The sequence below is a fragment of the Desulfuromonas sp. genome (assembly GCA_002869615.1).
Classification (GTDB): domain Bacteria; phylum Desulfobacterota; class Desulfuromonadia; order Desulfuromonadales; family UBA2294; genus BM707.
Genome location: PKUH01000041.1, coordinates 1 through 16,745 on the forward strand (window position 1 = coordinate 1; position 16,745 = coordinate 16,745).

Here is a 16,745-nt window from a genome sequence, read left to right on the forward strand (position 1 = left end):
ACAGGAGAACCGCGCGGTCGCGGCCGCGCACTCCGCCATACTCTTTTATTAAGCCATAAAAGAGTATGCAGAAAACGGCTCCCTTGCAGGGGGCTTTTTGGTTCGGTCCGGATGGCCTATATTCAACCATACTGTGAGGGAGTTTGCCTTGAGGCAAACGCAGCACATCTCTGTGGCGGTTGCGGTTGGGCTACGGTTCAGTGGTCGTGATAGTGGGAGCGACCTCAAGAGCAACGGGGGTAAGTCAAAATCATCAATGGATTCCCCCTTCGGCTACTTCGGCGAGCTCAGTACAAGATAACTCAGGACAGGTGATCGGAGTCGGGAATGACGATTTTTGGTCCCTGAATCAAAATTTAGATTCTTAACGAAATGAAAACCAAAACGGAGCCAGGCCTGCCAAAGGAGTAAAGCTCGTAACCGTTTAGTTTTGCCTCTGAATTCTCTGCGTCTCTGCGGACGAAGTCCTGCGTTAATAAATGCTTTTGATCCTGAAGGATTCTAATCGGTGTAGTGAGGGAACCTGATCATCAGGCGGGCTCGCTGGGCGATACCGGCGAACTGGAATTATGCTTTCATGTTGGATTGGAAAAGTGTGGCAGTATTGGGGTGCGCACTATCTATTCCCGATAAAACGCGATGAACCTTTTTTCAGAGCAGATCGAGAAAACGGTGAGTCTGGGGAATAATCCGGACATCCGGATACGACGTTAACGCCGCGGCCTGCAGTTCGAGGAGCCGTTCGGCAGAGATGTGGATGCCGTCCCTGTGGGTCAACGGCTGTAAAACGAGGGTCGATTCGGGGGCGAGTGAAGCAACCAGTCCGGCCGCTTGAACAATTTCAGAAACCGGTGTATTCGCATCAACAACCAGCTTGACACAGATCGTTTTCGTAGCGGCAACGGCAAGAAATTCGCGATGCCGACCCCAGGGTGTTGCAAAACCGCAAACCGAGCTGAGCTTGATATCCATCGAAATATAATCGATTTCGTCAATCAGCTGCTGCAACACCGCTGGTTGCGTACCATTGGTCTCCAGGTAAATCGGAACAAGCTCCCTGACAGGCGGCAACCATCGGACCAATATATTGCCATGATGCAGCGGCTCGCCACCGGTCAGGCTGAGTGAATGATGCAGTCCCGGATATTCAGCCAGCCATGATTCAATTAAATGGATAACCTGTTCAAGCCGAACCGGATTGACCCATTCCTCGAAAACATGACTGCCGGGCTCTGACTGAACACGACAGGAATTGTCACGATAGTGTGCCGTATCGCAATAAGCACATTCAAGGTTACAACCACAGAAACGGACAAAGATCTGTCGACAGCCGACCAGCGGCCCTTCCCCCTGGGCCGAGGAGAATATTTCGACCAGCGGTGCGCTATCCTTCGCTGTAGCTGGCACAGGCATTGTCGGACTCCCAGACATTGACGTTATCAACCTTAACCTTGTCATTGTTCAGTTTTCTGGAAAGTTCTTCATACAGGAACCGGGCGATATGCTCGGACGATGGACTGACCTCACGGAACGGTTCAAGATCGTTCAGATACTTGTGGTCGAGCAAGTCAAGAACCGCGTTCGTCTCTTTTTTAAGAATTTTAAAATCAATGGCGAGGCCGGCATTATCGAGATCTTGTGCGGCTACGGTGACTTCAACCTTCCAGTTATGGCCATGCAGGTTTTCACAATCCCCCTGGTAATTGATCAGATTGTGGGCCGCGGCGAAATGGGTCTGTATCGTTAGATGGTACATCGATTCACTCCTTTGATTCATCCTCGCTGAAAGGAATAACATTATCTTCCGACATCGGAGACTCTCCGGTAGGAATCCGATACTCCTCTTCGGCCCACCGCCCAAGATCGATCAGGCGGCATTTTTCCGAACAGAACGGCCGATTCGGATTGTTATCCCAGGTTGCCGCTTTCTTGCAGCGTGGGCATTTATGACTCTTCTGCTCTTTCATTTCTCTTTACGCCTACAATCTTAGCATATACGAAAACAAACCCGACGCATCTAACGTCGGGCTTGTTTCCATTTTTTAAATATGAAGTGAGTTTTGTATCGATCCGCACTCAAAGAACAGATTTGATTGCATCACAGAGCCGATCCATGTTGTCCGGTGTCATGCCGGCGACATTAATCCGGCCTGATCCGACGATATAGATCGAATACTTGTCGCGAAGCTGCTCCACCTGATCCTTGGTCAAACCGGAGAAGCTGAACATTCCGCGTTGCTCGATAATTGACGAGAAATCCTGGTCGACGCCCTTTTCTTTAAGGGTTTTGACGAACAGGTGACGCATCTCGTTGATCCGGTTGCGAATATCGGCAACCTCTTCAATCCATTCGGCCCGGAGCTGCTTGTCGCCGAGGACCGTCGCAACAATCTGGCCACCGTGCGATGGCGGGTTCGAATAATTGTAGCGAATCAGCAGCTTGACCTGACTCATAACTGTTGCCGCCTGCTCGGCATTATCAGCAACTACTGTCAGGGCGCCGGTTCTTTCACGGTAGAGCCCAAAGTTTTTCGAAAAGCTTGAACAGATCAACATCTGCTTGACTTTTTTGGTCAATTCGAGAAGGCCGGCCCGGTCTTCTTCGATCCCGTCAGCCAGTCCCTGGTAAGCAAAATCGACCAAAGGCGTAACCCCCTGCCCGGCGAGCAGATCACCAATAATCGCCCACTGCTCGGGAGTCGGATCGATACCGGTCGGGTTGTGACAGCAACCGTGGAGAAGAATCACATCACCCTTCGGAATCTTTTTGATCGAAGCGCACATCGCGTCAAAATCGAGACCGTTGGTTGCCGGGTCGCGATAGTCATAGGCTTCACAGGTTACACCGGCCGCGGTAAAAATGGTATTATGGTTGGCCCAGGTCGGGTTGCTTAACCATAACTTGGCGCCGGGGTGCAGAGTATTGATATAATCACCGGCAACACGCAACGCACCGGTTCCACCGGGGCATTGCGCCGTTGCAGCACGCTTGCCCTCAATGATTTCGTGGCCTTCACCAAACAGCAGCTCCTGGACCAGCCCACAATAAGCCGGATCTCCGGTCATCGGCAGGTACCCCTTGGAGCTTTCCTGCTCGAGGATTATTTTTTCCGCCTTTTTTACCGTATTCAGAACTGGCGTCTTGCCCGTTGCATCCTGGTACACACCGACGGAGAGATTAATCTTTTCCGGGTTGGGGTCCGCCTTGAACATCTCGGTCAAGCCGAGAATCGGATCGGGGGGTGCGATTTGTACATTCTCAAACATTACGGACAACCTTTCTCAGTGGGAGTTGGAATACTTCCGGCAATTGCCGTTACAGAAACGACCGTAATCTCATAAAGACAATCTGAATACAGTCTAATTTCAGCCCTCTTCTACCGCAAGCTTTTATCCATGTCAAACGTAAAAAAGTTTCGTCTTCCCGGCAACGGTATTCTAATAATAAAGGGTCAGACGTTATCGCCTGACCCTTTGTGTTTACTGGAGCGGGAAACGGGACTCGAACCCGCGACCTTCAGCTTGGGAAGCTGACACTCTACCACTGAGTTATTCCCGCAAGGATCGGAATTATAGATTCCCTTCGAAATCATTGTCAATTGATTTATGATGCTCAAGCAGCCACTGACGTGCCTCTTCCGGGGTGGTCACATCACCCGAAATTTCCGCCTGGTGGACCAGGGCTTGAAGACGGCCGATTTCCGGTCCTTCGGCAATCCCCAGTTCATCGGTGAACCACGTTCCGTCAACCAATTCAGTGAGCCGTCCCCGAACACTGCAGGCAAGAAAAGAATCGATCAGCAACTCGCATTGCAACAGATTATCCTGAACGGTTCCGGGGGAGACAAGGAGAAGGAAAATGGCACAGGATAGCGGTTCACTGCCGATACTGGCCAGCCAGCGGGCCCGGCTTCGCGGTTTTACGGCAACATCCCCGAAAGAAGCGACGGTGCTTTCATCGAGCTTCTGCAACTGTTCAATAAGATTGACCGTCCGCTTGCTGAACCGGAGTGCACTAAGTACCGACCTTAGCGCTACCGGTCGATAACCATAAAAGAAGGCAGCCATTCTCAGAGCAGCGGTAATCGTTACCTGCTCTTCAATTGATTCAATCAGATAGTCATTAATGAATCGGCCGCAAGCGCCTGACCGCAAAGTCCGGATAACCTGATCGAGATCTTTGAGTTTGGCCAGGGCCGTGACAAAGGCATCATCACTCGCCGGACCAAAAAGCTCTCTGGCTAACCCGGTTTGGTTAAGTAGCTCAAATGCCTTGACCGGGTTATCACCTGCAACCGTTCGTGACAGCTCGATACGGATTCTTTCCGAGGCAACCTGGTCAATTTGCGGAGCCGCATCGGTAAGACGTTCCAGGGTTTCCGGATCAAACTCAAGCCCCATGCAAACCGCATGACGAATCCCTTTAAGACAGCGGAGCGGATCTTCCTGAAAAGAGTATTCGCTGCAAGCCCGCAATTTTTTATCGGTCAAATCGTCATAACCATGAAGAGGATCGATTAATTCAAAATCGCCGCTCAGACAGGAAAGCGCCATTGCGTTAATCGTGAAATCTCTTTTCCGCAGATCGCTGGCCAGGCTCGGAGCCCGGAATGGTGCAAAATCGCAAGTCAATTTGCCGCTGCCGTTTTTCAGAACAAAGCGACTGTGACCCCGCTCATCATCGAGGATAAAAAAGGTGGCCCCGAGATTATCAGCAATACGCCGGGCATATTCGGTCGGATTTTCCGGGAAGCAGAAATCGAAATCATTCAGTTGCCGATTCGTGACGCAGTCCCTTATTGCGCCGCCGACGAGATAACATTCCGTCGTATCAGAGCAGACCTCTCTGATGGCATCAATGACACCTGATTCTTTGAGTTTATTTTTAAGTAGGGTCAAATTCATCGCATATAAAAGGGCCCATATTGTCATTAACGGGCCCCTCGGTTACAAGCAGGAATTCCTTGATAAATTCATTTAAATATCTACAGTTTACTTGATAACTTTTGATGCCGTTTCGATCACGTTCAGCGGGATTTTAATCCCCATCTTTTTCGCCGTTTTTAAATTGATCAGGAAGTTTACCTTTTTCGGAGTCCGGACCGGCAAAGTAAAAGCCTTCTGGCCATTCAGTACCTGCAGGGCATGGACGCCGAGCAGCTGCCCCTGCTCCACCGGTTCAGCCGAGAACTCCATCAACGCGCCCTTGGCTGCCATATCCGGCCCCTGGGTAATCGTCGGTATATTGGCGGCAACGGCGCTCTCTACGAGTTTGTTTATCGCCGGTTCAAGAACGGCACAATGCGGGACATAAAGACTATCAATTTGTCCGACAATAGAATCGAATGACGTGACAACCTCTTTACAGCTCCGAACTTTCTTGGGAACAACTTTGAACCCGTATTTACCGGAAATTTTCTGCAGAACCTTGACCTGGAAAGACGCTTCTTTATCCTGGTCGGAGTAAATAACCCCGAGGGACTTGGCCTGGTAGGAGGCGACAAAGTTCTTCAGCAGGGTTTCAATCGGGGTCTGGCTGCTGACACCGGTAATGTCGCCGCCAGGTGTTGCCAGGCCCTTGACAATGCCGAGAGCAACCGGATCACCGACATCGGCAAAGAGCACCGGAATTCCATCCGCATATTTTTTTGCAATAACAGTCGCCGGCGCGCCGTAGGTAACAATCAGATCAGCACCGACACCGACAGCCTTGCGCACGGAATTGGTCCACGACATCGGGTCAGGATTCGGCCGCTGGACAAAGATCTCGACCTTGTCCTCGGTCATCCCACCTTTTTGCAAAATTTTAAGGAAAGCCTCGTGTGCCGATTTGTACCGGGGCAGATCACCGGTAATGATAACCGCCATGAACTTGTCGGCAGCAACGGCGTTGACCGGGAGCAGCAATCCGGCCGACAACACCAGCAATAGAAGAAATTTGAACAGAGATTTCATAGCAGAAAAAATGCCCTTCAAATGTTTAAAAGTTTAGAACATCAGAAGCGTAATGCAATCGTCGCCATACCGGTCTGAACCGATCCATCGTAAGCGTTCGTATATTTATCACGATAATCATCGTATGAATAATCGAAGGCAACTTCGAGATTCTCCATCGGATAAATATCGACGCCGATCCGGGCTCCGTACTGGTCGATATCGTAACGGCTGATCTCCTTGAGACCATCCGACGATGCGTCGCCATTTCCGGCTCCGAAATTGTAGTCGAAGTTAATCGTAGCAAAATCAGGGTCATAGTAACCGAGTGACCGGGTGTAGGAGAGATCAAGCTTCGCCTTCAGCAGCGGGCTGAACTGGCGGCTGAAGTTGTAGTTGAAGTTGTGAACCTCTTGCAGATACGGCACAGCGCGATCGGTGATAATATAACTGCCGGTCAGTCCGGCCGTAAAATCTAATGGCGTTAAGGGGTCATCATTCGGATTCATGCCGAACATCAGGTCCTGTTCAATGTAGGTGCGATTATAGCCGTAATTGAACGACGTAAAGAACTGCTCAACCGGGGTGAACCAGATGCCGAGGTTGACTGTTTCCTGTTCACGGGTCCGCTCGAGAGGATTCTGAGCCCGGGAAATCGGTGTCGTCGTGTCATCGACAATGACAGTATGTTCAAATTCATCATTCTTTTCAAGCAAAGCGCTGACCGAGGCATTGGCACCCCAGGCTGCACTGTCGGCGTAGGTCGCCGCCAGAAATATCTGATGGCTATCGCTCGACGAAGTACCGTAAGCCGGGTCGTCGGTGTATTTGTACTTGTACCAGCCGTTGAAACGGCTGCGCGGCGTTGCAAACGGCCGGGCGAAGAAACTCGCCTTGGCGGTGACGATCACCTCTTCTTCCGGCAGTTCCCATACGAGATCGTTGGTAAATCCCGAACTACTGAAAGGCATGGCTGGGCCGGTTTCGGTCCGTTTGATCTGTTCTACCTTGAGGTTCCCCTTCAGGGTCAGTTTCTTGCTCACCTTCAATGATGAATTCAACTCATATTGGGCCCGGTCAAGGTCGATGCTCGGCCGAACGCTGAGCAGGGTCGGGTCAGGATCAAGACCACCGACACCATCAAAGATAAAGGGATCAATCTGGTTGTTGTTATCGTTATCGAGGCTGAGGTAACGTGTTTTAAAATTATAGGAAAAACGGTCGCTGGTCGTATGGGTCACATCCGCCGCCAGTTTAAAATAATCAATTTCAGCCTGGATCGGACTGGCCCCGGTGACCTTGGTATCGTTCTTCCTGCTTCCCAAGGTGGCTGATCCGGCCAGGTTCACCCCCCCGGCCAGCGACGAATGTGCCTGCAGGGTGGTCTCATACATATGAGATTCCGGGTCGGCGTCATGTTGAAAATCTCCGGCCCCGGGACGAAAGCGGGAGTGATTATTAAAAAAATAGACCGGAACCGGGTCATCGGTGACAAATTCGCGATAGGTATGGATCAGATTGAGATCGAATTTGCCGAGGTGCGCATTGACCCCACCCTTGATTTCATGGGTCGTCCGGTCAAACTCCCGGGTTCGACTCTGCATGTGACATTGAGTAGAACATCCTTCGTCGACGAAGCGGAACTGTTCGTCCCCCTCTTTCTGGAACTGCCAGTAGCTGATACTGACATGTGCCGGCATATCCGGAATTTTGACCCGAACCTTGGCTTCACCGGTCAATGCCTTGAGCGAGTAATCGTCGCCGATATTGGAATCAGAATATCGCACCTGATCCTGTGCGCCGGTCGTTCCCGTTGTAGTCGGGCTCGTCCGTCCTTCCGGATCTGTCGGGTCATAGACCAGGTGATCAAGGTTATGAATCATCCGCTCAATCCGCAGGTCGAGACGGAGCGCATGATTGGAGTCGATATGGGCATCAAATTTGAAATCATTGGCGTTCAGGTAATTCCCATCGATGATAAAATGGGTCCCGTCATCGCCTCCCTTTACGAGCAAACTGCCGGAGCCGCTTTTATCCTGGGACACATATTCACCGGCCCGTGCCGAGTAGTCATCCCCCTGGGCCCAGTAAAAGCCGGTTGTCAGTACGGCAGACGTCTTTTCGTAGGCACCCAGATTCGTCAGGTCGGCGTGGGCAATTCCGGCACCGCAAATGACGGTGAGCAAAGTAATCAGTAATCTTTTCACGATAATCTCCCTGAATTCAGAGTCAATAACAATCAAAACCTACCGGGCGATGAAGGATCCGCGACCGTGTGTTGAAGGAATATCGGTTCCATGGATCGCCGAATGACAATCGGTGCAACGGGTATAAAAAGCCCGCTTCATATCAAGATTACTCAACGTACCGCGATCAGAATTCGACCCGTGATGGCCGGCGTGGCACTGCAGGCAGAGAAACGGCTGGTTGACCTGAAGCAGCGGCTCGTTCGGGGCGCCATGCGCCTTATGGCAGTTTGTGCAGTTTTCCGTGACGTCGGCATGTTCGTAGACAAACGGACCCTGGTATTCCATGTGACACTTTGTGCAGGTTGCCTTGACCGTCGCCCCGAGCAGCTGCTTGTCATTGGCTGACCCGTGCGGATTGTGGCAATCAACACAGGAGACCTTGCCTTCCGGAACCGGATGGTGCGAGAAGTTGTTAAACTCGTTTTTGATGTTGAGATGACAATTGTAGCAGAGCTCGGCAACCTCTTCGCGACTGACCTTCTGCTGCGGACCCTTGTGCAGGTTGTGACAATCGAAGCAGGAGACTTCGCTGGTGGCGTGCGGGCTGGCGTTCCAGAACTGCAATACCGGGGTAGAAGCTGCGGAGTGACACTTCAGACAAATCAGCGATTGTGCCATTTTGGGCAGCTGGTCAAGATTCAGCAGGGTTTCGTTTTTGCAAGGCTCACCGTTGTCTGAAACGCCCTTGACCGCAAGACTCGCCGGGCCATGACATGATTCACAGTTAACCAGCGGCAGGCCGCTATCGACATCAACTTGCGAGGCATGAACAGAAGCCTGAAAGTCTTTGTATAACTTGTCATGACCGTAGGTATGGCACTTTTCCAGGCAGGCTTCGTTGCCGATATAGTCAGCGTCGAGTCGCCCGACAATCATTCTTTCATATTCACGTACCGGCTTAATCGGATGGTCCTGTCTGATTTCACCACATGCACTCAGGACTATGGCGAGTGAAACCAGAATGAAAAATGTATAAAGAATTCGCGACGTCAAAGCAGCCTCCTTTTAAAACCCGTCAGACAGACATAAGAAATGATTGAACGTAATTTCAAACTAAAGTTTGCAAAAACTATGCAAACGAACAAAAAACAGCAGACAAATAAAAAGTCTTTTAATTACAGTAGCTTAAGTGACAGCACAGAGTGCCAGAATATTAAAATTCATTAAATAGGCGTAATTTCATTCGCAATATAACAGAATTCAGCGATATTGCGAATGAAATTTCGATACCGGGAAGTAGAAAAACATCAGAAAGGCAGGGAGTTACATGTGACAAAAGAAAGCATCTTTCGAAAGAAAGTCAGGTGCTTTCCTTATCCTCTTTTTTCTTTTTACGACCGAGCGCCGAAATTGAGACAAATCCGTAGATCACGCCTCCGACAAGGAGGATAAACAACACATCAGCAAAGCTCAAATCTGAAAACATCAGTTAATCCCTCCTGTCACGCGGTCGAGGCCCTCGTGTGACGGCGCATGGTCCGAATCAAGATCCAGGGCGTTGCTATAGGAACTGAAAGCACCGGCAACATCACCGGTTTTTTCCCTACAGACTCCAAGCATATAATAAAATTCCGGATTTGGGAATTGTTGTGGAATAATGTTTTCCTCTTCAATCGCTTCAAATATCATTTTGGCCTGTTCGTGTCCGCCGGCCGCCATTAATTGCATAGCTTCGCCGATCGCTTCGAGCCCTTCTATCAGGGGCCTGTCCGGCGGCTCCATCTGCTGCAGCGTTTCCACCTGAGCATCGATGGCCGAACGTGTTGCCGGATCATCAACGATTGAAGAGACTTTTTGCCATCGCTCAATCGCTTTCGGCAGATCTCCCATCAGATAATCAATCCGCGCCAGGTAATTGAGGGCAGCAGCATCGTCGCCGAGATCGGACAGATAGCGCAGAGCCCGGGTGAAATGATCACGACAATACGGGAGTTCGGGAAACATCAGGCCAAGCTCATAATAATTCACACCGAGCTGCATTTTCAAACCATGATTATCAGGGTCGAGCAGCAGCAGAATCCGCATGCGGACCAGCTTCCGTTTGATGTAGGGCACTTCAACATCTTTATGGTCAAGCATGACGATTTGTGAACCGAGATCGGCCAGATAATGCGGATAGGCATCACGCAGGATTTCGGCATAGGTCACATTATGTTCACAATCGGGAAACTGGCGCAGATAATCATAGATGCTGGTACCGATCGCATCATCCGAAGGCTGACCATCGACACACAGTTCCGATTTGATCGGCAAACGGATTTCCGGCAATGTGACCGGTTCCTGGCCCGGACCGACTGGAACGATTTTTCCCGGCTCGGGAGTCCAGAAAAAGTAATTTTCGGCAAGTGGTTGAGTCATTTTGATATCCGAGCTGTTAATGGGCGGATTCTGCCACGCAGTAATCGATGCGTCAACTGCTACAGAAAAAGGTTTATCGAATTTTACCGCGAATTAAGTGGTGCGTACTCAAATTCCATCATACTTTTTTAACCGCACCCGAAAAGCATAATCCCGGTTCGCCGGTATCGCCCGGCTTGATCCTTACTTTTCTTGCCTGTCCTGAGCCAGCCGAAGGGCTTGTCCAGGAAAAGTGAGCAAAAGAAAGACACCCCAGCTCACCCGCCTGATGATCAGGTGCCCTCACTGCGCCGATTTCAATCCGTCAGTCACTGGCGTTACCTGAACGCCGGATTAAAATCCACTCGCTCGACTGTCTTACATATAAGACAGCTGTAAGTTTTAAGCTGTCAGCTGTCAGAGAAAACCAGGAAAAGTCTCAAAACTTTAAAAGCAAATCCTTTGACTCACCCCCGGAACTCTTGAGGTCGCTTCCGTCAGCGCGATCACTGAACCGTAGCCCGACCGCAACTGCCACAGCGACGTGATGCGTTTGCCTTGAGGCAAACTCCCCGTCAATAAAGTTGAACAGAAACAATTCAACCCGGACATAAAAGCCCCCGGCAGGGAGCCGTTTTCTGCATACTCTTTTATGGCTCAATAAAAGAGTATGGCGGAGTGCGCGGCCGCGACCGCGCGGTTTTACTTTCTTCAGTCTTCAGGTCAGGGGACAATTTCCTGAACTTCGGGTAGTGTCCCCGAACAACGAATCAAGGTCACCAAAGCGGGAGTCTAATGTTGTATTCACTCTAATCGGTGAAGAACAAAAAAAGGCGGAGCTTTCACTCCGCCTTTTCAGCTGCCATAAAGGCAGATAACAGTGGTACGCCCAGGGGGATTCGAACCCCCGTCGCCGGCGTGAAAGGCCGGTGTCCTGGACCAGGCTAGACGATGAGCGCGTATATTCGGGACAGCATATATGCCGATTAAACCCTGGCTGGGGTGATAGGATTCGAACCTATGAATGCAGGAGTCAGAGTCCTGTGCCTTACCGCTTGGCGACACCCCAAGAGGAGCATCTTGTAGCAAACTCGAAACGGTGAGTCAAGAAAAATAATACCCTACTCCAACACTGCGATCGCCGCCCGGATCCGCCGGCAGCTCTCCTCGATTCCGAGGATTGCGATCATTTCATAATTGCTGGGGCTCGAAGTCGTACCGGTCAGGGCAACCCGAACCGCCGGTCCGAACTTGCCAAACTTGAGACCGGTCTCTTCCATCATCGCAGCAAAGGCCTGCTCGACTGACTCTTCGTTACATTCGGTTATGACTTCGAGATGCTTGATGACCGCCGCCAACGCATCCTTGCGGTCAGCCGTCAAAAACTTCTCCCTGGCTTTTTCTTCGTAGTCGATCTTGTCGGCAAAATAGAAGCGGGCCCCTTCGGCCATTTCGACCAGGGTCTGAGCCCTCTCCTGCAGAGAACAAACAACCGCCTGAAGATCGGGACCACCCTCCGGGTCAACGCCAAGCTCAATCAAATGCCCTTTCAGAAGATCGGCCAACCTGGCAACATCACCGGTTTTGATGTAATGAGCGTTCAACCAGAGCAGCTTATCGGGATTGAACACCCCGGCCGACTTGCCGACATTCTCAAGGCTGAACTTTGTGATCAGGTCGTCCATCGAAAAAATCTCTTCATCACCGAAAGACCAGCCGAGACGCACCAGGTAATTGACCATCGCTTCCGGCAGATAGCCCTGGTCCCGGTAGGCCATGACCGAAGTGGCACCGTGCCGTTTCGACAGGCGCGACTTGTCTGAACCGAGAATCATCGGGACGTGGGCGAATTCCGGGACATCGTACCCAAGGGCTCGATACATCGGTATCTGCCGCGGCGTATTATTGACATGATCATCACCGCGCACAACCAGGTTGATTCCCATGGTCGCATCATCAACAACAACTACGAAATTATAGGTTGGCGTCCCGTCTGTCCGACGGATGATCAGATCGTCCATCTCTTCATTGGCGAAAGAGATAACCCCCTTGATCCGGTCATTGAAAGACGTCGCACCCTCCTGCGGGAACCGGAAACGAACAACATGCGGCTGATCCGCAGGTTGGTCATCGCGATCACGACAGGTACCGTCATATTTCGGCTTACGCCCTTCAGCCTGGGCCCGGTTGCGTTTTTCCTCGAGCTCTTCGGCCGTACAATAACAGCGGTATGCCTTGCCCTCCTCTAAAAGCTGATCAATTTTCTCCTGGTAGAGATCAAATCGTTCCGACTGATAGTAAGGCCCTTCATCACAGGAGAATCCAAGCCAGTCCATCGCCTGCAGAATCGCGTCAACCGATTCCCGGGTCGAACGGGCAACGTCGGTATCCTCGATCCGCAGAACGAATGTGCCGTTCTCCTTACGGGCGAGCAGATAATTAAACAGAGCCGTGCGGGCACCGCCAATATGGAGATAACCGGTTGGACTCGGGGCAAAACGGACACGCAGATCAGACATGGATTTCCTCCAGATTAAAAAAACAAGAGCCGCTAGCAGCGGCTGTGAGTTTTATACTTTATGCAGGCAGTCAAGACAAGGCTAAAAAGCAGTTGGCAGTTGGCAGTTGGCAGTTGGCAGTTGGCAGTTGGCAGTTGGCAGTTAAAAATCTGATAACTGATAACTGACAACTGGATACTTTCAACTTTCTTTTAACTCACAACCACCCCGGCATACCCAACCACATCACTGTTGTCACCGGTGACATCGCCGGAGGTCCCATAAGCAACAACCTCACCTTTTTCAGCACCCAGCTTACGGGCAGCTGCCAGCATCATGACTGTGGGCAGAACACCGCACATGCTGATCCGGTTGTCACGAACGGTCCCGTACAAACCTTCCGGATCAAGTTTCTCAACCCTCTCAAGCGCCAGGGTATCCTTCCTTTTTGCCGCATCGGCCGATTCGAAATGCGTCATATCCGAGCTTGCAATGATCAGCACCGGTTCGCCACTGGCGGTGATCACATCAGCAATCGATTCACCCGCTTCGATCAGGGTATCGAGTGGCAGATGACCAATACAGATCGGCACGACCTGAGCCGACGGATTGAGATATTGAATAAACGGGATCTGAACCTCGAGGGAATGTTCAAAGCGATGGGCCGTGACATCGGCCGAAAAATGGCGACAGCCATCGATGATCCGGGCAGCCAGACCGGAATCGATGTTGATCTGACCGAGCGGCGTACGCCAGCTCCCTTCGCCGAACACTGCCCCGACATGACCGGTCCCCTGATGATTCGGGCCGATGACAATGACTTTATCCGGAACAACAACCCGCGAGAAAACCTTGCCGGCAATTGCCCCGGAATAGATATAACCGGCATGCGGCGCGACAATTCCGGGAACCGAAATGCGTCCGGCGGTGCCTGAACAGAAGGTTTGCAGCAGCTCGACCAGTTTTTCCGGTTGATCGGGATAAAACTGGCCGGCTACAGCCGGTGAACGGATCATGATCTATTTCCTAAAACAGGCGGACCAGAAACGGGTAAAGCATCTTTATTCCGACAACGACCAACAAAACAGCAAACACCTTTACCAGTTTATCATGTGATGTTCTGGTGGCAACACGGACTCCGAGTCGCGCCAGAACAATCGTAAATGGCGCAACCAGAACCGCAACCAGGTTGTTGATATATCCGAGGGAATAATGCGGCAGACCCTCGGCATGATAACCGAAGAAGGCATAGGAGCAGGATCCGGTAATTGCCGAGATAACGATCAGGGCACTGGAATTACCGACAGCGAGGTGAATCGGAAGTTGCAGAACAAGGACCATTAATGGCACGGCAACAACACCGCCGCCAACTCCGAAAAAAGCCGAAAACATACCACCAATCAGACCAACCAGCAGCAGCTGGCCCGGCGGCACACCGCTGTCCCGTTCCGGCGGCATATGCGGATTGAACAAGGTCAGTTTCAGGGCAACGGCAATCTGCATCAGGCCAAAAAGAGCCTTCAAGATATCGCCATGGAAAGCGGCCGCCAAAGAAGCTCCGATCACCGCCCCGACCATCGCCCCGGCACCAAGATACAGGACCTGGTGCCAATCGACGTTCCCCCTTTTCCGGTGACCAAGGGTGCTACTGAATGCCGTCGGAATGATAATAGCCAGCGACGTACCGAACGAGAGATGTACGACGACTTCGGGATTGACTCCCGACACCTCGAAGGCCCAGATAAAAAGCGGCACCAGAACAACACCACCGCCGATTCCGAGCAGACCGGCAAGAAAACCGGCGAGCGAACAGAGCAGGATAAACAACAGGATTGTTGTCAGCGAGAAGATATCCATAGATTAATAAAAAAGAGCCAACCGATCACGGCTGGCTCATTAGTGTTGAATGGAGGCCCCGACCAGATTCGAACTGGTGATAACGGTGTTGCAGACCGCTGCCTTACCACTTGGCGACGGGGCCGAAGGGTACATTAAATATCAGCCAGACCATCCAGTGTCAAGCGCAAACTGTTCGATTATTCCAATTTCGCCATGACTGAATCAACCTTGCCCTGCATGTTATGTTTCCGGTCGCGGCGATCGTCGATCTTGATCAGCGTCGAAACCCGCTCGGCGCCTTTATTGAAGGGTGCCTCGTGCATCCTTTGCAAAAGCGGAAACAGTTCAGACAGATCTCCTTCAATGATCGTTCCCATCGGTGTTAACTGGAAATCAAGACCCGACTCCCTGACCAGTTCGAGGCAGCCGGCTACATACTCGGAAACACCCATTTTATTGATCCCGAGCGGGGTCACACTGATTTCAACGATAGCCATGATCAAGCGCTCCGATCTCTTAGAGAATAAGACTGACAACAGCACCGGTCATGCAGGTCGCAAGCAGACCGGCGACAATCGATTTCAGGCCGAGGGAAACGACATCGCTCCGGCGTTCCGGGGCCATGCTGCCGATGCCCCCTATCATAATACCGAGGCTGCCGAAATTTGCAAAACCGCACAGGGCGTAGGTCATAATCAAACGGGAACGGACCGACAGCTCCGAATCGCTGAGGTTGGCAAGATCGAGGTAGGCAATCAATTCATTGAGAACGACCTTGGTCCCGAGCAGGGTCCCGGCCGTTGCCGCTTCACTCCACGGAATGCCGATCAGCCAGGCAACCGGCGCCAGCAGCCAACCGAAAATCCGCTGCAATGAGAGTTCAGCGCCAGCAACGGTCGGCAAAAGCCCGAGAACGATATTGCCCAGGCTGACCAGGGCCACCAGAACGATCAACATGGCAACGATATTCAGCAGGAGAGAAAGCCCTTCAGCCGTACCGCGGGTAATCGCATCCATCGATCCATTGTACGTATTCGGCAGTGCAACGTCGCCTTCGGTCGCCATTTCTTGCTGTTTCGGCGGAACCATGAGGCTTGCCACGATAATCGCCGCCGGTGCCGAAATCAGCGATGCGGTCAGGATGTGACCGATCGCGTCCGGAATCGTCGCCGACAAAATCGAGGCATAGAGGACCAATACCGTACCGGCGATGGTGCTCATACCGCAGGTCATGACCATGAAAAGCTCGGAACGACTCATCTTCAGCAAATAAGGCCGGATCAACAGCGGCGCCTCAACCATGCCGATAAAAATATTGGCGGCGGCGCTGACGCCAACCGCGCCACCGATACCGAGTGCCTTTTGCAGAAGCCGCGAGAAAAAATTGACAATCACCGGCAGAACGCGCCAGTAAAAGAGCAGCGCCGATAAAGCGCTGACAACCAGAACCAGCGGCAGGGCGCGAAACGCAAGAATAAAGGAAGCGCCGGGGTAAGCTTCCTTGAACGGCAGTTCAGCGCCGCCGAGATAACCGAACACCATGGCGGTACCGGCTGATGTCGCCCGGTCCAGGGCCAGCACCAGATCGTTGAGCCAGAGGAACAAAGATTGGCAGTACGGAACCTTCAACAACAACAGGGCAAGCAGAAACTGCAGCAAAAGCCCGACAACGACGATCCGACGCGGAACAGATCGCCTCTCTTCACTCAAAAGCCAGGCGATCGTCATTAAAACAAAAAGTCCGGCGACAGATTGCATTAATATTCCAAATAGTTAGGTGTTACTGGTTGACTAATCAAACAAAGTATAATAACGACAATTGCTATGGATTATAGCAGAATTGTGAAGACCGATAAATACTTCGAACAGCCATATTGTCGATACCGGT

14 protein-coding genes and 4 tRNA genes are annotated in these 16,745 nt (G+C 51.6%); all 18 read right to left on the reverse strand.

The genetic code is table 11. The features are described 5' to 3' along the window. Positions 1-651: 651 nt before the first annotated feature. Positions 652-1,413 (reverse strand): radical SAM protein, encoded by a 762-nt coding sequence (locus tag C0623_04915; protein ID PLY01797.1) that lies wholly within the window; start codon positions 1,411-1,413, stop codon positions 652-654. Then, a complete protein-coding gene (queD, locus tag C0623_04920) occupies positions 1,385-1,756 on the reverse strand; it encodes a 6-carboxytetrahydropterin synthase QueD (GenBank protein PLY01798.1) in 372 nt (123 codons plus the stop codon). Before queD ends, C0623_04915 begins: the two co-directional genes overlap by 29 nt. Before the next feature lie 4 nt (positions 1,757-1,760). Beyond that, entirely contained in the window at positions 1,761-1,967 is a 207-nt protein-coding gene (locus tag C0623_04925) for a DNA gyrase inhibitor YacG (protein ID PLY01799.1), read from the reverse strand. A 109-nt stretch (positions 1,968-2,076) separates the two neighbouring features. Beyond that, positions 2,077-3,267 (reverse strand): aromatic amino acid aminotransferase, encoded by a 1,191-nt coding sequence (locus C0623_04930; protein ID PLY01800.1) that lies wholly within the window; start codon positions 3,265-3,267, stop codon positions 2,077-2,079. A gap of 217 nt (positions 3,268-3,484) precedes the next feature. Further along, positions 3,485-3,559 (reverse strand) — tRNA-Gly (locus C0623_04935). Between the two features lie 11 nt (positions 3,560-3,570). Continuing rightward, positions 3,571-4,932, reverse strand: coding sequence for a hypothetical protein (locus C0623_04940; protein PLY01801.1), 1,362 nt, complete (start codon positions 4,930-4,932; stop codon positions 3,571-3,573). A gap of 60 nt (positions 4,933-4,992) precedes the next feature. Continuing rightward, complete coding sequence (locus C0623_04945; protein PLY01802.1) at positions 4,993-5,955, reverse strand: hypothetical protein; 963 nt, start codon at positions 5,953-5,955, stop codon at positions 4,993-4,995. Positions 5,956-5,996: 41 nt separating this feature from the next. Continuing rightward, a complete protein-coding gene (locus tag C0623_04950; GenBank protein PLY01803.1) occupies positions 5,997-8,177 on the reverse strand; it encodes a hypothetical protein in 2,181 nt (726 codons plus the stop codon). 3 nt (positions 8,178-8,180) lie between these two features. Then, positions 8,181-9,059, reverse strand: coding sequence for a cytochrome C (locus C0623_04955; protein ID PLY01826.1), 879 nt, complete (start codon positions 9,057-9,059; stop codon positions 8,181-8,183). A 549-nt stretch (positions 9,060-9,608) separates the two neighbouring features. After that, the gene (locus C0623_04960) at positions 9,609-10,541 is read right to left on the reverse strand and encodes a hypothetical protein (GenBank protein PLY01804.1); all 933 of its coding nucleotides are present in this window, start codon (positions 10,539-10,541) and stop codon (positions 9,609-9,611) included. Positions 10,542-11,401: 860 nt separating this feature from the next. Further along, positions 11,402-11,479: transfer RNA gene (locus tag C0623_04965), tRNA-Glu, on the reverse strand. 35 nt (positions 11,480-11,514) lie between these two features. Continuing rightward, a tRNA-Gln gene (locus tag C0623_04970) sits at positions 11,515-11,589 on the reverse strand. Between the two features lie 52 nt (positions 11,590-11,641). Next, positions 11,642-13,039: a glutamate--tRNA ligase gene (locus tag C0623_04975; protein PLY01805.1), complete on the reverse strand. Its 1,398-nt coding sequence runs from the start codon at positions 13,037-13,039 to the stop codon at positions 11,642-11,644. A gap of 191 nt (positions 13,040-13,230) precedes the next feature. Further along, positions 13,231-14,034: an AmmeMemoRadiSam system protein B gene (gene amrB / locus C0623_04980; GenBank protein ID PLY01806.1), complete on the reverse strand. Its 804-nt coding sequence runs from the start codon at positions 14,032-14,034 to the stop codon at positions 13,231-13,233. Between the two features lie 10 nt (positions 14,035-14,044). Beyond that, entirely contained in the window at positions 14,045-14,875 is an 831-nt protein-coding gene (locus C0623_04985) for a sulfite exporter TauE/SafE family protein (GenBank protein ID PLY01807.1), read from the reverse strand. A gap of 50 nt (positions 14,876-14,925) precedes the next feature. Next, positions 14,926-14,999, reverse strand: a tRNA-Cys gene (locus C0623_04990). 55 nt (positions 15,000-15,054) lie between these two features. After that, positions 15,055-15,354, reverse strand: coding sequence for a hypothetical protein (locus tag C0623_04995; GenBank protein ID PLY01808.1), 300 nt, complete (start codon positions 15,352-15,354; stop codon positions 15,055-15,057). A 19-nt stretch (positions 15,355-15,373) separates the two neighbouring features. Next, positions 15,374-16,615: a nucleoside:proton symporter gene (locus tag C0623_05000; protein ID PLY01809.1), complete on the reverse strand. Its 1,242-nt coding sequence runs from the start codon at positions 16,613-16,615 to the stop codon at positions 15,374-15,376. Between the last annotated feature and the right edge of the window lie 130 nt (positions 16,616-16,745).

Excerpts from the sequence above, each read along its gene's own strand:
- C0623_04915 (PLY01797.1), bottom strand. The coding sequence starts at position 1,413 with ATGCCTGTGCCAGCTACAGCGAAGGATAGCGCACCGCTGGTCGAAATA.
- queD (PLY01798.1), bottom strand. The coding sequence starts at position 1,756 with ATGTACCATCTAACGATACAGACCCATTTCGCCGCGGCCCACAATCTG.
- C0623_04925 (PLY01799.1), bottom strand. The coding sequence starts at position 1,967 with ATGAAAGAGCAGAAGAGTCATAAATGCCCACGCTGCAAGAAAGCGGCA.
- C0623_04930 (PLY01800.1), bottom strand. The coding sequence starts at position 3,267 with ATGTTTGAGAATGTACAAATCGCACCCCCCGATCCGATTCTCGGCTTG.
- C0623_04940 (PLY01801.1), bottom strand. The coding sequence starts at position 4,932 with ATGACAATATGGGCCCTTTTATATGCGATGAATTTGACCCTACTTAAA.
- C0623_04945 (PLY01802.1), bottom strand. The coding sequence starts at position 5,955 with ATGAAATCTCTGTTCAAATTTCTTCTATTGCTGGTGTTGTCGGCCGGA.
- C0623_04955 (PLY01826.1), bottom strand. The coding sequence starts at position 9,059 with ATGATTGTCGGGCGACTCGACGCTGACTATATCGGCAACGAAGCCTGC.
- C0623_04960 (PLY01804.1), bottom strand. The coding sequence starts at position 10,541 with ATGACTCAACCACTTGCCGAAAATTACTTTTTCTGGACTCCCGAGCCG.
- C0623_04975 (PLY01805.1), bottom strand. The coding sequence starts at position 13,039 with ATGTCTGATCTGCGTGTCCGTTTTGCCCCGAGTCCAACCGGTTATCTC.
- amrB (PLY01806.1), bottom strand. The coding sequence starts at position 14,034 with ATGATCCGTTCACCGGCTGTAGCCGGCCAGTTTTATCCCGATCAACCG.
- C0623_04985 (PLY01807.1), bottom strand. The coding sequence starts at position 14,875 with ATGGATATCTTCTCGCTGACAACAATCCTGTTGTTTATCCTGCTCTGT.
- C0623_04995 (PLY01808.1), bottom strand. The coding sequence starts at position 15,354 with ATGGCTATCGTTGAAATCAGTGTGACCCCGCTCGGGATCAATAAAATG.
- C0623_05000 (PLY01809.1), bottom strand. The coding sequence starts at position 16,615 with ATGCAATCTGTCGCCGGACTTTTTGTTTTAATGACGATCGCCTGGCTT.